The sequence below is a fragment of the Sphingobacterium sp. UBA7855 genome (assembly GCA_002500745.1).
Lineage (GTDB): Bacteria > Bacteroidota > Bacteroidia > Sphingobacteriales > Sphingobacteriaceae > Sphingobacterium.
This window is the reverse complement of record DLST01000018.1, coordinates 215689-232546: the sequence shown is the minus strand read 5'-3', so window position 1 is coordinate 232546 and position 16858 is coordinate 215689. Positions and strand designations below refer to the sequence as shown.

Sequence of the window (16858 nt, the reverse complement as noted above, 5' to 3'; positions counted from 1 at the left end):
TTATCTTGCCTGGATAATCAAGAAGAATAGGATAAAAATAGCTACAACTACAATGTTATGTTTTACTGTTTTTGGAGATTGGAATAACTTGATGTTTGGTAATCAAATGGTTGATAAGGATCTCAACAAGACTACATAAAATAATACATAAATACAATGACAGAGAAAATCCGGTTAAAGGGGATTACCTGGGGGCATTCGCGAGGTTTTGTGCCAATGGTTGCAACGGCACAACGTTATGAAGAATTACATCCGGAAGTAGAGATTGTTTGGACAAAACGTACTTTGCAGGAATTCGCTGATAAGTCGGTAACGGATTTAGCCAAGGAATATGACCTGTTGGTGATCGATCATCCGTGGACGGGACATGCCGCTGCTAAGGGGATGCTGGCTCCATTTGATGATTATCTGTCTACAGAGTTTTTGGCCGGTCAACAGGCGAATAGTGTTGGGAAGTCTTATGAAAGCTACAACTTTCTAGGCAAGCAATGGGCCTTGGCTACAGATGCGGCGACACCAGTGGCTGCAAGTCGCCCAGATATTTTACGTTCGCTAGGTGTGCCGCTCCCGCGTACCTTTGAAGAAGTCTTGGCCTTAGCTAAAGCAGGACGGGTTGGATTTTCACTGTTGCCGATTGATTCTTTGATGCACTTTTATGGTCTTTGTTGTTCTTTGGGTGAAGAACCTTGCCAAAACGACGAAAAAGTAATCAGCGAAGCCATCGGGGTACAGGTCCTAAAATTATTCAAATCACTTGCGGATGAATTGGATGCTGGATTTTATGAGAAAAATCCATTCAAAGTGTTCGAAGAAATGACGCAGCGGGATGAAATTGCCTATTGTCCATTTGCGTATGGTTATTCCAATTATGCGCGAACTGGTTATGCTCGTAAAGTATTGCATTTTCATGATTTAGTGTCGTTAAACGGTACGCCAATGATTAGCACACTGGGGGGTGCGGGATTAGCAGTATCCTCTCAGAGCAAACATATTGCTGTGGGTATGGATTACGCCCAATTTGTTGCGTCACCAGAAATTCAGGCAACATTATATGTCGAAAATGGTGGTCAGCCGGGACATTTAGGTGCTTGGGAAGATGAGCAAGTCAACGCCTATACGGCCGACTATTTTAAAAATACCCTGCCTACATTGGAGCGTGCCTATCTGCGCCCGCGTTATGATGGTCATCTGTATTTTCAGGATCACGCCGGTGATATTGTAGTTGACTATCTCAGACAGGGCGGGGATGAAGTTGCCGTATTAGAAAAGATGAACAAGATGTATCGGGAATCATTAGTGGACAAAGAAGACAATGGATAATAAACCACTGGAAGGACTTTTAGTGCTCGAGTTTTCACAATTTATGGCCGGGCCAACCGCTGGCCTGCGGTTGGCTGATCTCGGTGCCCGAGTTGTCAAAATCGAGCGTCCTGGCGCCGGAGAAGGCGGACGACAGATTGCGATTAAAAATATTTTTGTAGATGAGAGCAGCCTGGTGTTTCATACCATTAATAGAAATAAAGAATCGTATGCGGCCAATTTGAAAGACGAAAATGATCTGGAAAATATTAAGAAATTAATCCGTCAGGCGGATGTAATGACACATAACTTCCGTCCGGGGGTGATGGAAAAGATCGGTTTGGATTATGAGAGCGTACGGAAAATCAATCCAAAGATGATCTATGCCACAGTAACGGGCTACGGTAATGAAGGGCCATGGTCCAAAAAACCGGGTCAGGATTTGCTGGTGCAGTCGCTGTCGGGACTTTCTTGGCTATCAGGCTGTGGGCAGGATGGACCAGTACCTTTTGGATTGGCTGTGGTCGATATGTATTGCGCGACACATCTGACACAAGGTATATTGGCGGCATTGTTGAAACGTGCCCGTACCCAACAGGGCGCTCTTGTTGAAGTCAGTTTGCTTGAATCTGTGTTGGATATGCAGTTTGAAATGTTGACCACACATATCAATGATGGACGTAAGTTGCCACAGCGCTCGGCTGTTCGAGGCGCAGGCCATGCTTATTTAAGTGCGCCCTATGGACTTTATAAGACACTTGATGGTTATCTAGCTTTGGCTATGGGCAACGTGGGACATATTGCAGAAACAATAGGTCTGTCTAGTGAGCCTTATCAAGATGCTTCAACCTGGTTTTCGCGACGTGATGAAATATTGGAGGCCTTTGCTACAGTATTGTGCCAGAAGACCACTAGCGAATGGGTATCCCGTTTGGAATCGGAAGGGATCTGGTGTGGTGCAGTCAACGATTACCATCGTTTTTTTGAGGAGCAAGGTTTTAAGGAGACAGGGATGTTGCAGGAAGTCAGTTTACAAGACGGTACCGCGCTAACCACCACCCGTAGTGTTTACCAGATTGATGGAAAGCGTTTATATGCGGACAAACCTGCACCAAAAGTGGGCCAGCATACCGCATCAATTGTTCACGATTATTTAGAAAATTAATATGTTACCATTAGCAGGCTATACCGTAGTCGACTTTAGTCAATTTTTATCCGGCCCATTAGCAAGTTTACGGCTAGCCGACTTAGGTGCGCGGGTGATAAAAATAGAAAAACCAGAGACGGGTGATATTTGCAGGCAATTATATACCTCGGATACCATACTCAATAGTACTTCAACGGTGTTTCATGCCATTAATCGGAATAAAGAAAGTATGGTGTTGGACTTAAAAAGTGAATCCCACAAACAGATCATACGTGATTTAATCGCGCGGGCAGATGTGGTGCTGCACAATTTTCGTCCAGGTGTCATGGAACGTTTGGGCTTTGACTATGCAAGTGTCCGAGAGATCAATCCGACGGTGATCTATGGAGAAATTTCAGGGTATGGAAAAGAAGGACCTTGGGTGAAACGACCTGGACAGGATTTACTCTTGCAATCACTTACCGGGATGACCTGGTTGAGCGGCGACGCAAATAATGGTCCAGTGGCCATGGGACTTTCCATTGTGGACATGTTTGCCGGCTCGAATCTATGTAGTGCCGTCTTGGCTTGCCTGTATCGTCGTGCGATACACCAAATGGGGGCACACGTGCATGTTAGCATGTTGGATTCTGCTGTAGATATACAATTTGAGGCTGTCACAACCTATTTTCGTGATGGTAAATTGTTACCCCAACGTAGCGAGGTGAGCAATGCACATGCATATTTGGCTGCGCCATATGGCGTTTATCGTACCCAAGATGGTTTTCTGGCACTTGCTATGGGCTCTATTCCTTTTCTTACCAAGTTATTAGATTGCACAGCGCTGGAAGGCTTCGCGGACGGTGAACAGGCTTTCCGCGAAAGAGATACCATTAAAGCGATATTAACGGAACACTTGGCAACAGCATCGACGGCGCATTGGTTGGCAATACTGGAAGCAGCAGACATCTGGTGTGCCGATGTATTGGATTGGCGCCGTTTGACCGAGCACGATGCTTTTAAAGTGCTAGACATGCTACAGGAAGTAACGATGGGCGACGGCTTCCATTATGAGACCACCCGTTGTCCGATTCGTATCGATGGCGAGCGTTTGACTGCGACAAAAGGTTCGCCCAAATTAGGTGAGCACACCGCTAAAATACTGGAGGAACTGTATGGATAAGTTACGTTTTGCTGTCCGGAAATTCGACCCCTTTGAGCGTGCCCTGGAGAAATGTTGGGTGGCTTATCAGGAGCTATATCCATCGGATATGGAGATAGAGTTTGTTCCATTAGATTTAGAGGAATTGACAGCAGCCTTCTTTGAAAACCAAGGCCTTCATAATGGTGATTGGGATATTGTCCATATCAATACCGATTGGATCGCACGTGCTTACGATACGAAAGGTTTAGCTAATCTCGATCTTATGCTCGATCAATATCCACCCGAAGAAGCGGAGTGTGCATGGCCCGAAAGTTTACAGGCTTTACAACGTTTTGATGGACAAGTGTTTGGTTTACCTTTTCATGATGGTCCTGAATGCCTGGTCTTCCGGAAAGATCTGTTCGATGACCCACAGGAGCAGAACCGTTTTCACGCGCTTTACGGAAAGCCTTTGGCTGTTCCAACAACCTGGACTGATTTTTTAACCGTTGCCACATTTTTTACCCGTCCGGAAGATAACCTGTACGGAACCGTGTTTGCCGGTTATCCAGATGGACACAATGCAGTATTCGATTTCTGTATTCAACTTTGGTCCCGTGGAGGCGATTTGCAGCAAGGAGAGATACCTGTTAAGCTGGATCAGCCATTGGCTGTAGAAGCATTGGATTTTTATAGAGGGTTATTTAAAGAGAATAGGGGATTGCACCCCGAATCGGCCAATTATGAATCCGTGCAGGCCGGTGCCGCCTTTGCGCGGGGAGAAGTAGCCATGATGGTCAATTGGTTTGGATTTGCATCCTGGGCACAAATTGATGCGGCGTCGGCAGTGCAAGGTAAGGTAGATGTAGCAGCCATTCCTTCAGCAGAAGGGGGAATGTCTCCTTCATTAAATGTGTATTGGTTGTATGCAATCCCAGAAGGTAGCCGTCATAAGCAGTTGGCTTATGACTTTATACGTTTTGCAGTCGGACGCCAACAAGATAAGCTGCTTACTGTCGAAGGAGGAGTAGGCTGTCGTTACTCCACCTGGTATGATTCCGAAATCAATCAGATGATACCCTTTTATAATAAATTGGCTGAATTGCATGATACTGCACGTACATTACCGCGCTTGGCCAACTGGCCGCAGATTGCACATATCATTGATGAGACCGTCATAGCAGCGATTAATTCCGAGGAAAGTAGTCTTTCATTATTGACTAAAGCACAGAAAAAACTAAATACATGGATAGGATAGACATTCAATATAAAACCATATTACCCCAAACGTCTTTGCCCATTATTATAATAGGCGCAGGCGGTATAGTGAAAGATGCACATCTCCCGGCTTATCGTAAGGCCGGCTTTCATGTGCATGGTATTGTCAATCGTACAAGGGCGAAAGCAGAAGCATTGGCACAGGAGTTCGGTATTCCGAATGTGTACGATACGGTGGCGGATGCCGTCGCGCAGGCACCCGAAAATGCGGTGTACGATATGACGACTATGCCGAATATCTATATCGAAACCTTAGAGACTTTGCCCGATGGAGCAGCGGTATTGATCCAAAAGCCGATGGGCGATTACTATGCCGATAGCCAGGCAATCTTGGAGGTCTGCCAGCGCAAGGGTTTGGTGGCTGCGATCAACTGTCAGTTGCGTCAGGCGCCTTTTGTCAATGCGGCTCGTTGGCTGATCGATCAGGGCTACATCGGCGAACTCTACGATATGGAGGTGCGCGTAGCCGTGCATACCCCTTGGCAGCTTTTTCCACACGTGATGGTGCATCCGCGTTTGGAAATACTGTACCATAGCGTGCATTATATAGACCTGATCCGTTCTTTTTTGGGTACACCGGCATCGGTTTATGCCAAGACCTTGAAGCATCCAGCCAAAGAGCTATCTTCGAGCCGGACAACCTTGTTATTTGATTATGGGGATACTATGCACGCGGTGGTTAATACCAATCACGACCATGAATTTGGACCGCACAACGAAGAAAGTTACATCAAATGGGAAGGGACTAAAGGAGCGATCAAAGCTACAATGGGCTTATTGATGGATTATCCGCACGGCGTGCCCGATGTATTTGAATATTGCATTAAACCGACCGATGGTAGTAAGCCGGAGTGGGTACAATTCCCGATCGAAGGGACTTGGTTCCCCGATGCCTTTATCGGTAGTATGGGTAGCTTGATGCGCTTTAAACTGGGCGAAATTGCTGTGTTACCGGCGGCGGTGGAGGATGTTATCGAGACCATGGCCGTCGTGGAGGCTGCTTATAAAAGCAGTGCTCAGGGCGGTGTACCTATCGTAGAGACTAGAAAATAAAGATTGGAGATCAGCGAGTAGGAACTAGAGGTTATAAACATAAATTAAACAATATGCATTTTGAATCGATTTTTTTTGAAGACTATATATTAAACGACAAACGGACGACATTGGGGCGTACGATTACCGAAACAGATTTTATTGTTCATGCTGGACATACAGGCGACTTTTTTCCACATCATCTCGATGCGGAATGGTGCAAGACCCAACCTTTTGGACAGCGCATCGCGCACGGAACAATGATCTTTGCGATTGGTATCGGACTGACGGCCTCAGTTATTAATCCGGAAGCATTTTCCAAAGGCTACGATCGCCTTCGTTTTGTCAAGCCTGTGTTTATTGGCGATACCATTCGTGCTGAAGTGACTATTTCGGAAAAATCCGCTGCGAAAAATCCGGAGTTCGGTACCGTAGTTGAACATGTGGAGATTATCAATCAACATGCTGAAGTCGTACTGGTTGCAGACCATATCCTGCTGGCAAAACGCAAAGAAGCGTCAACTTAACTGATAGGGACATGGAAATTGGTACAAAATCATCGATCAAATCAACCGAGACATTGTCTAATAAGCGCTACCTGCTTGCTTTCGTTCTGATTGTCAGTCTGTTTTTTTTATGGGGTATGGCTCATAATTTAAATGGCATTCTGATTCCGCATTTGAAGAAAGCCTGTCAGTTGGATAATAGCCAGTCAGCACTGGTAGATACATCAATATTCTTCGCTTACTTTATTATGGCTCTACCGGCAGGTTATATATTACGCAGGTGGGGTTATAAGCTGTCTATTATTATCGGACTGCTGACTTTTTCCGTCGGCGCATTTTTATTTCTCCCTGCGGCAGATCACCGGATGTATGAGCTCTTTTTACTGGCTTTATTTATTATTGGTTGTGGACTAGCTTTATTAGAAACAGCGGCTAATCCCTATGCTGCAGTTTTGGGCAAGCCCGAAGCGGCAACCCACCGCCTTAATTTGGCGGCCTCTTTTAATGGGTTGGCAGCAGTGGTGGCACCAGTGATAGGTACGACCTTTATTTTGTCGGGTACGAGCTATTCAGAAAATGAACTGGCGGCTATGACAGAGAGCAGTCGCTTAGCATACCTGCTCCATGAAGCGTCTTCCGTAAAAATGCCTTATTTGATATTAGGATTAATCCTAGTTGTTGTAGCGCTCATCTTTTTATTTATAAAACTACCTGAAATACAAGGTGATAAAGTCGAAGGAGATAAAGAGAAAAAGACTGGCTTATTTACTGTACTTCGACACAAGCACTTGAGTTTTTCTGTAATCGCACAGTTTTTCTATGTTGGAGCACAGGTTTGTGTAACCAGTTTTTTTATTCGTATGGCACAGCAGGGAGCCGGTGTCGATGAGAAGACTGCGGGGTATTTCCTAGGTGTATATGGTTTGCTCTTTATGGGCGGACGTTTCGTCGGTACCCTATTGTTGCGTTATACGACCGCGCAGCGTTTATTGGCTATTTATGCTGTTTGTTGCGCTATATTGGCAACTGTAGCCATTTCAGGTACAGGTATGATCATTTTGTATGCACTAGGTGGACTTGGCTTCTTTATGTCAATTATGTTTCCAACGATCTTCTCACTAGGTATTGCTGGACTAGGGAATGAGACGAAACAGGCTTCTTCTTGGTTAATTATGTCCATTGTCGGAGGCGCGGTATTTCCATTTGTAACGGGAAATATTATTGATGCTGTACATGATAATACACCGATTGGCTATAGTGTACCCTTGGTTTGTTATCTCGTTATTTTATGGTTTGCACTGAAAGGATATAAACCGGCAAAAGCCTAAGTTGTGTCTCAGCGTGTATTTTAGTGAGCAATTAAAAAAATATAGCGCGTGTTTTACTAGTGAAAAACACATATACCGCCGAAGTTAACATTGGTTTTGGTGTTAGTGAATTGATTAACAATGATTCGAATATGAATAAAATTATTTTAATTATAGGTTGTTTAATTGCGACAACGACAGCATTTGCACAACAGGTAAGTACCTGGATCTGGTATCCTGGAGATTATGAGGTCTGGCTGAGCAACGATATGCAAAATCGCCGCACCGAAAGAGGTACATTTTTCCCGCCTTTCTGGAAGATGGACAGTCACTATGTGCTGGTCGAATTCAGTAAAGAATTTGACTTGCCGGCAGCGGAGGAAATCCGTATTTATGCCGAAGGTAAGTATAACGTGAAGATCAATGGAAAAATGCTTCATGGGACACCCGATAAGGTGAAGCTTCAAAAAGGAAAGCAAAAGATCAATGTCAAAGTCTATAACCAGGGGAACGTGCCGGCGCTGTATGTAGCTGGAAACACCGTAACGACGGATAGTGACTGGAACGTAACGTATGAAGATAAGGAATGGATAGACGAGACAGGTAAAGCATCTGATCAATCTGGAACAACCTATGTGAAGGCTGGTAAATGGAACTTTAACGGACCAACAGTTCGCCCATCCGCATTTAAATTGCCTGTTAAGCCAAAGCAAGCGCATTCGCAAGAAAAGCAAGGTAAAGGTCTCTTGGTTGATTTCGGAAAAAATACATTTGGTTTTCTTACCCTGCATAAGCTGGTGGGGACAGGTCGCCTGAACATCTATTATGGCGAATCCCGTGAAGAAGCACTTTCGACGAAAACCAGCGAGACCATCGATTTACTTGAGGTACACAACCAACAACCACAGGACAGTACACTCGACCTTTCCAAAGCCTTCCGTTTTGTCTACCTGGAACCTGAAGGAACGGTGAAATTCGACCAGGTATCCATGCAGTACGAATACTTACCTGTTGCAGATCGCGGATTCTTTCGCAGTTCAGACAATGAATTAAACAAGATATGGGATGTTGCCAAATATACCATGGAGCTAACCACACGTGAGTTTTTCATTGACGGTATCAAACGCGATCGCTGGATATGGAGCGGTGATGCCTACCAATCTTATGCGATGAATTACTATTTGGGTTTTGATTCCGAGTCCGTCAAAAGAACGATTTTAGCCTTACGGGGTAAAGAACCGACGATCAGCCACATCAACACCATCATGGACTATACCTTCTATTGGTTTTTGAGTATTGCCGATTATTACCGCTATACCGGTGATAAGGAATTTATAGCGGGCATCTATCCACGAATGAAAAGTCTGATGCAGTTTTGTCTGGATAGAAGAAATAGTGATGGTTTGATGAAAGGTTTAGCTGGCGATTGGGTATTTATTGACTGGGCCGAAGGTCTCAGCAAGCAAGGTGAAGTTAGCTTTGAACAATTATTGCTTTGCCGTAGTCTCGAAACCATGGCGATGTGTGCCGATTTGGTTGGTGAACCGACAGACAACCGGCACTATCAAAAAGAAGCGAAACAACTCAAAGATAAGTTATTTGCCTATTATTGGAATGATCAGAAAAAGGCCTTTGCACATAGCCGTATTGATGGTAAGCAAACCGATAATGTGACACGCTACAGCAATATGTTTGCGATTTTCTTTAATTATCTGAATGAACAGCAACAGGCAGGCGTGAAGGCTAATGTCTTGTTAAATGATCAAGTGCAACAGATTACCACACCTTATATGCGCTACTATGAACTTGAAGCTTTGTGTGAACTTGGTGAAAAGGACTATGTGATGAAAGAGATGAAAGACTATTGGGGCGGTATGCTAAAACTTGGTGCGACGACCTTCTGGGAAGAATTCAATCCAGCGAAAAAAGGAGCCGAGCACTATGCGATGTATGGAAGAGATTTTGGCAAGAGCCTTTGTCATTCGTGGGGAGCGAGCCCGATCTATTTGCTGGGTAAGTACTATCTTGGTGTGCAACCTACAGCGGCGGGCTATGCACAGTATGAAATCAGACCCTATCTGGCATCGCTGGAATGGATGGAAGGAAAGGTGCCCACACCTCTGGGTGAGATCGAACTTTACGTGTCAAAAAATAAAATCAAGATTAAATCGCCTATTGGAACAGGAAAGCTCAAGTTGCAAAGCAAAACAGTTCCACGTGTAAAACAAGGCCAAGTAAAACATATTTCAGGGTACGACTATGAGCTCGTCTTGGAAAAAGGAATAGCATATGAAGTTGATTACAAAAACTAGGTTATATAAAAAAATAGTCGTATCCAAGCTGGGTGTTGCCCTGTTGTTGTCATTGTCAGTAATTTCGGTACAGGCACAAACGGTTGATGGAAAACCTGCGGTTATCCCGCCAGTGCCGAATGGACAAATCGCTGCACCATGGGAAAATCCGATGATTACATCGATCAATCGGGATCCCTCACGTGCCACGGGCTATTCCTATGCGACAGTGGAAGAAGCTTTGAAGAATGACCGGGCAAGCAATAAACGAATGCTCTTTTTAAATGGCGAATGGGATTTTAAATTTGCCTTTAAACCGGCCGATGCACCTCAAAATTTTCATGTATCCGAAGTCAAAGGCTGGGACAAAATACAGGTCCCTTCCAATTGGGAAATGAAAGGTTATGATATCCCCATTTACCGTTCGGCAGTCTATCCATTTAGTCCAATTGATCCGCCGCGCATTCCCAAAGAGTACAATGGTGTCGGGTCTTATCAAAAAACATTCGAATTGCCCGAATCCTGGGATGGAATGAATATCACCTTACATTTCGGCGGGGTTATTTCAGCTTATCAGTTGTGGATTAATGACAACTACGTAGGCTATGCGGAAGATTCCTGTTTACCATCCGAGTTCAATGCGACACCTTACCTTAAAAAAGGTAAAAATCGTATTTCTGTCCAAGTCCTGCGTTGGAGCGATGCTTCCTACCTGGAAGATCAGGATCATTGGCGTATGAGCGGTATTCACCGCGAGGTATTTTTGATGGCCGAGCCAAAAGTTCGTATTGCTGATTTTCATTGGCAGGCAACTTTAGATGCTGATTATCAAGATGCCAAATTCTCGCTTCGTCCAAAAGTTGATAATTTTTCAGGCGACAGCATCAACGGTTTTACGCTAAAAGCACAGCTGTATGATAGCAAGAATAAACCTATTCTCGACAAACCATTAGAAAAAGATGCTTCGGCTATCGTTGATGAAATCTATCCGAGATTGGACAATGTGAAGTTTGGACTAATGGAAACAACGCTGAAAAATCCAAAGAAATGGTCGCCGGAAGAACCTAATCTCTACCGTTTGGTACTGACGCTTTACGACAAAGAAAATCGTTTGCTCGAAGCGAAGACCTGTCAAGTAGGATTTCGGAGCATCGCTTTCTCTCCAAACGATAGCAAACTTCTGATCAATGGTAAAACGACCTACCTCTATGGTGTCAACCGTCATGATCACCATCCCGAACGTGGGAAGGCTTTGACACGGGAAGATATGGAAGCGGATATTCGTCAGATCAAGCAATTTAATTTTAATGCGATTCGGACCTCACATTACCCCAATGACCCTTATATCTATGAACTCTGTGACCGCTATGGTATTATGGTGATGGATGAAGCCAATATGGAAACACATGGTCTAGGAGGAAAGCTGATGAACGATCCGGCCTGGCTGGCGGCACTTCAGGAACGTGTCACACGCATGGTGGAACGGGACAAGAATCATCCTTCCATTATCATCTGGTCGTTGGGAAATGAATCTGGAAGAGGTCCGAATACAGCCGCGATGGCTGCCTGGATCCATGATTTCGACATCACACGTCCTGTACATTACGAACCAGCTATGGGGAGCCATCAGTTGCCGGGCTATATTGACCCTTCAGATTCTCGTTATCCAAAATCCAACGATCACGCGCATCGGATTCAAAATGTAAAGGATCAATATTATGTCGATATCGTGTCGCGGTTTTATCCGGGCATTTTCACCCCCGCGCTCTTACTAAATCAAAATAATGGTGATAATCGGCCTATTCTCTTTGTTGAATATACCCATTCCATGGGCAATTCGACCGGTAACATTCGTGATTTCTGGGATATCTTTCGTGCCCATCCCCGTTTGATCGGTGGTTTTATCTGGGACTATAAGGATCAGGCCTTGATTCGCAAAGATTCCGTTTATGGTAAAGTGCTGGCTTATGGTGGCGATTTTGGTGAAAAGGTGCATAATGGCGCTTTTAGCCTGAATGGCATTACCGACGCTTGGGGACGTCCAAAAGCGGCGATGTACGAAAATAAGCGCATCTATCAGCCTGCAGAAGTCACTTTGGTTGATCCAGAAAAGGCCACGGTACAAGTCAAAAATAGATCAGCGGTGCTCAACCTAAATCATTATGATGCTGTCTTATTATTCCGCAGAAATGGGCTGCTGGTAAAAGAAGTGCCGATATCGGCCATGAATCTGGCCGCAGGCGATTCTGCACAGGTAAGCTTTGCCAAATATTTACCTTTCAAGCGTGCCGCAGATCAGGAATATCAGCTCGATATTCAATTTCGTTTACGGGAAGCGACAGCATGGGGACCAGTTGGATTTGTGGTCTCTTCATCCCAAGTACGCTTGCTGGAACAATCCAATGTCATCCGACCTTTACCTGATAAAGGAGGTAAGCTGATTAAGACAGAAACTACCGATAAGTATTATATCGCAGGCAAGACATTTCAGGTCAGCTTTGACAAATTAACCGGAAGTTTGACTGCGTTTAATTACAAGGGACAGGAAATAATCAAAGATGCCATTCGCCCAAACTTTACGCGGCCGGCTACGGACAATGACCGCCGGGGCTGGAAACCGGAGAAAAAACTAAAATACTGGTATGGCACACCAAAAGTAGTGTCGGTAAACGCGCAGGAAAAAGATCAAGGGTATGAAATACAGACACTGTACGCCCTTGCAGCTGATTCTGCACAGGTAAAAGTGATCTATACGGTGAAAAATCCAGGTATTGTGTCAGTAAACTACCAGTTGCAGGTGAAGGCTGGATTACCTAATATCCCAAAAGTTGGGCTCCAAATGGGTATCAATCCGACATTTGAAGACATCCAATACTATGGCTTAGGGCCGATGGAGAATTATCCTGATCGTGCTTATGGTTTTGACCTTGGTGTCTATCACATGAACATCGATCAATTCATGGAGCATTACCTTTATCCACAGGAAAACGGAAATCGGATGGACGTGCGTTGGATGCACCTTCAAAATAAAAATGCAGGTCTTTTGGTTGTCGGCGAGCAGCCGCTGTATATGAGTGCATGGTCTTATTCACAAAAAGCAATCGTCGAAGCAAAACACTGGTTTAAATTGAAAAAAGAAGATAAGATCACTTTAAATGTCGATTTAAAACAGATGGGTGTTGGCGGAAATGATACCTGGACAGATGTGTCGCAACCGTTGGGGAAATATCAAATTCCGGCACAAGACTACAATTATTCCTTTTATTTGATTCCAACAGATTTGAAGCAATCGATCGAGGATTTTGTAAAATCTAATTAAATAAATGAAGATTAGCAGGAAGATATCCAGTAAGTAAAGTTAAACCCTGTAGGTGTCGACTAGTTGAAATGACGCAATAAGGGAGATAAATTTAAAAGTGAAAGAAATAGGCTGTCCAAACTTTTGGATAGCTTTAAAGAACAAGATAAGATATGACGAGGATTCAGTTGCTATTAGGGACAAGTCTTCTTTTTGGCTGTTTGAACAGCAGTGCACAGATTAAAGGTATTCCAACGGCATTAGTTCCTTTGGATCAGCGTTCGTTTGAACAGGCAAAACCTTGGGTGTTTTGGTACTTTATGCATGCCAGTTACTCCAAGGAAGGGATTGCAGCAGATTTGAAAGCGATGGCGGATAACAACATAAAAGGAGCATATTTGGCCCCTATTAAGGGGAAAACTGATCCGCCGCTTTTCAATCCGCCAACAGAGTCTTTGACACCCGAATGGTGGGATATGTTCAAATATATCGTCGACGAAGCAAAAAAATATGGGGTAAAAATAGCTTTATTGCCCAATGATGGATTTGCAACCGCGGGGGGACCATGGATCAGTCCAGAGAAGTCGATGCAGAAAGTCGTGCATGTCGATACCGTAATCGATAGCAAGGGCGAGCGGATGCGCAATGTTCAATTGCCACAACCACAAGCCCAACAAGGCTATTACGAAGATATTGCCTTATTTGCACTGCCACTGACACATTCGCCGCGAAAAAGCTTTACGGAGAAGGTCCACGTATCCAATAGCTATGGCGAAGATCTAAAACGATTGGCTGAAAGAGGCAACAAACAAAATTTTGCGGCAGCTGCAGCAGGATGGATCCAATATGCTTTCGAACACCCTTTCCCTTGCAATTCATTGAAAATTGAATGGACAGCATCCAATTACCAAGCAAACCGTTTGCAAGTTTGGGCCAGCGATGATGGCTTAAATTTTTGGAAGATTACACAATTAGAATCCCCAAGAATGGGCTGGTTGGATTGGGATAATGGTGTAACACATCTGATCCCCTACACCAAAGCGAAATATTTTCGCTTCGTATACGATCCAACAGTAAGTGAGCCCGGAGCCGAAGACCTTGATTCTGGTAAATGGAAGCCTTCCCTAAAATTGAATGGTATCAGTCTGTTTGAAGAAGCGCAGGTTCATCAGATCGAAGGTAAGACAGGTGAAATATGGCGTGTTGGCAAAAAGTCCGACCCAAGCGCTGTTGTGCCGGAAGCTATTATTGGACAGCAACAGCTTATCCGTTTGCCTAAGCCGGATCAAGCGGGTCGTGTCGACCTGACATTACCTGCAGGAAGGTGGAAAATATTACGGGTGGGACATACCTCTACTGGCCATAAAAATGAAACTGCTGGTGCAGGAAAGGGCCTAGAATGTGATAAGTTGGACGCAGCTACTGTCGCTTTTCAATTTGACCAGTGGTTCGGGGCAGCTAAAAAACAGGTGGATCCGCAATTATCTAAAGAAGTCCTCACAGTATTTCATATTGATTCTTGGGAATGTGGTAGTCAAAACTGGACCCGTAGTTTTCCGGATGAGTTTTTAAAACGCCGGGGCTATGACCTGACGAACTATCTCCCGGTTTTAGCAGGTTGTTTTGTGAATAGTGTGGAAGATTCCGAAGCCTTTTTGCAAGATTACCGACAAACGATCAGCGAGCTGCTGCAAGAGAATGGCTATGCGACATTGCGTCGAAAAGCGGATGAATACGGTGTTGAATTTACAGCAGAAGCGACTGCTCCTGTGATGGCCGGTGATGGTTTGGCACATTTTGCTTCAACCGACCGTCCAATGGGTGAATTTTGGTTCAGAAGCCCATCACACGATAAACCTTCGGACATCTTGGATGCCATTTCGGGAAGCCATGTCTATGGTAAACAGGTGACGATGTCCGAAGCCTTTACCCAGATTCGGGCCCAATGGGACGAACATCCTCGACTCCTCAAAAGTCTGCAGGATAGAAATTACGCCCTAGGGATCAACAATCTGGTCTACCATGTGTATGTGCATAATCCCTGGATGAACCGCAAGCCAGGCATGACCATGGATGGTATCGGAACCTATTTTCAGCGCGATCAAACCTGGTGGAAGCCTGGCAAAGAATGGGTTAATTACGCGATCCGTTCACAGCAGCTACTGCAATATGGAGTACCCGTACGAGACGTAGCGGTGTTTATTGGTGAAGAGATCCCACGAAGGTCTGTACTTCCAAGTGCTTTGATCGATGTCTTGCCCGGTATTATTGGTGAAGCCCGTGTTCATCGGACAGATTCTTTATTGACGAATGTCGGCTTACCTTTGCAAAAAGTTGCGGGTGTCACGACAAGTGCCAATATGTATCGACCCGAAGATTGGGTCGATCCACTTCGCGGCTATGCCTACGATTCCTTCAATCCCGATGCGCTTTGGAACCACGCTAGGGTGCACGACGGTAAAGTGATTTTTGCGAAACATATTGCTTATGCTATTCTGGTGATGCCAGGTAAAACTGCATTGAATCCGAATGGTAGCCAATATTCCCTTCGTACGCTAGAACGCTTGCGTACGCTTATTTATGCTGGAGCTACAGTACTATTCCAAGATATACCACAGACATGGCGAGGCAAATTGACGGACGAAAAAGCACAACAGTATCGCGCTTTGCTAGCAGAATTATTCAGCGACCTCAAACCATTGACAAATACAACAGTACAAGTTAAGCAATTCGGCAAAGGGCGCGTACTTGTGGGAAACTATAACGCCAAAGATTTTAAGCCGCTAAATATTGCTCCCGATGTGCTGATTAACGAAGGGCACAATCCACATATTTCTTGGAACCATCGCCGTTTCGATGGTGGTGATTTGCTTTTTGTAGCCAATCAAGATAGTTTAGCGCAAAAGGCAACTTTATCCTTACGGACAAAAGAAAAATATGCCTACCGTTACGATCCTGTAAGCGACAAACTAGCGGTTTTACCGTTTAAAGTGATCAACGATAGGACCGTTATCGAACTATCGTTTGATGCGTATCAATCTAGCTTTGTATTGACCAGCGATAAAAAAATAGATATACCGACCTATCAATACTCCGGAAAAACAGCTTTGACAGGACCCTGGTCATTTACGGCTGATGGGTTATCCGGCAAGCAAGCAATTAAACAGCAAGAGCCTCAGTTTTGGACAGCCAGTGCAGACGATGACATTAAATATCATGCTGGATCAGGAAGTTATCAAACGACCATTCATATCCAAAAAATAGCTGAAAAGCAACGCGCTCATTTACAATTTTCGGCCATTGAATCTATGGCAGAAATCTTTGTCAATGGACAATATGCTGGGGTTGTCTGGACCAAACCTTATCAGATCGATGTAACTGATTTTATCCGGCAAGGTGATAATAAAGTACAGGTCAAGGTCTATAATACATGGGGGAACCGTTTCCTTTATGAAAAAGAGAATACAACAGTAGAAAAGAAAATACAGACAACAGCGTCAGACAAGTTCCTCAAAGGCTTATTACCTTCCGGATTACAAGGGAAAGTTGACTTACTGTGGTTAGATGCAAAATAAAG

Annotated in this window: 10 protein-coding genes; all 10 read left to right on the top strand. The window is 44.5% G+C overall.

Features of this window, described 5'->3' with window-relative positions; genetic code table 11:
- The first annotated feature begins 156 nt into the window (after positions 1-156).
- The 10 genes from B2107_RS17320 to B2107_RS17275 all read left to right on the top strand — a co-directional run bounded on the left by B2107_RS17320 (position 157) and on the right by B2107_RS17275 (position 16856).
- Positions 157-1320, top strand: coding sequence for an ABC transporter substrate-binding protein (locus B2107_RS17320; RefSeq protein ID WP_293956947.1), 1164 nt, complete (start codon positions 157-159; stop codon positions 1318-1320).
- The gene (locus tag B2107_RS17315; RefSeq protein ID WP_293956946.1) at positions 1313-2464 is read left to right on the top strand and encodes a CaiB/BaiF CoA transferase family protein; all 1152 of its coding nucleotides are present in this window, start codon (positions 1313-1315) and stop codon (positions 2462-2464) included. The genes B2107_RS17320 and B2107_RS17315 overlap by 8 nt, the downstream gene beginning before the upstream one ends.
- 1 nt (position 2465) lies before the next feature.
- Entirely contained in the window at positions 2466-3608 is a 1143-nt protein-coding gene (locus tag B2107_RS17310; RefSeq protein ID WP_293956944.1) for a CaiB/BaiF CoA transferase family protein, read from the top strand.
- A complete protein-coding gene (locus B2107_RS17305; protein WP_293956942.1) occupies positions 3601-4827 on the top strand; it encodes an extracellular solute-binding protein in 1227 nt (408 codons plus the stop codon). Before B2107_RS17310 ends, B2107_RS17305 begins: the two co-directional genes overlap by 8 nt.
- A complete protein-coding gene (locus B2107_RS17300) occupies positions 4815-5900 on the top strand; it encodes a Gfo/Idh/MocA family protein (protein ID WP_293956941.1) in 1086 nt (361 codons plus the stop codon). The genes B2107_RS17305 and B2107_RS17300 overlap by 13 nt, the downstream gene beginning before the upstream one ends.
- A 53-nt stretch (positions 5901-5953) precedes the next feature.
- A complete protein-coding gene (locus B2107_RS17295) occupies positions 5954-6406 on the top strand; it encodes a MaoC/PaaZ C-terminal domain-containing protein (protein ID WP_293956940.1) in 453 nt (150 codons plus the stop codon).
- Between the two features lie 11 nt (positions 6407-6417).
- On the top strand, positions 6418-7713 hold the full coding sequence (gene fucP, locus B2107_RS17290) for an L-fucose:H+ symporter permease (protein WP_293956939.1): 1296 nt from the start codon (positions 6418-6420) through the stop codon (positions 7711-7713).
- A 131-nt stretch (positions 7714-7844) separates the two neighbouring features.
- Positions 7845-10004, top strand: a complete 2160-nt coding sequence (locus B2107_RS17285) for a trehalase family glycosidase (protein WP_293956938.1) — start codon at positions 7845-7847, stop codon at positions 10002-10004.
- On the top strand, positions 9982-13302 hold the full coding sequence (locus B2107_RS17280) for a glycoside hydrolase family 2 TIM barrel-domain containing protein (RefSeq protein ID WP_293956937.1): 3321 nt from the start codon (positions 9982-9984) through the stop codon (positions 13300-13302). The genes B2107_RS17285 and B2107_RS17280 overlap by 23 nt, the downstream gene beginning before the upstream one ends.
- A gap of 152 nt (positions 13303-13454) precedes the next feature.
- Positions 13455-16856 carry a glycosyl hydrolase gene (locus tag B2107_RS17275; RefSeq protein ID WP_293956936.1) on the top strand — a complete coding sequence of 1134 codons (3402 nt, stop codon included), beginning with the start codon at positions 13455-13457 and terminating at the stop codon, positions 16854-16856.
- Positions 16857-16858: the final 2 nt, after the last annotated feature.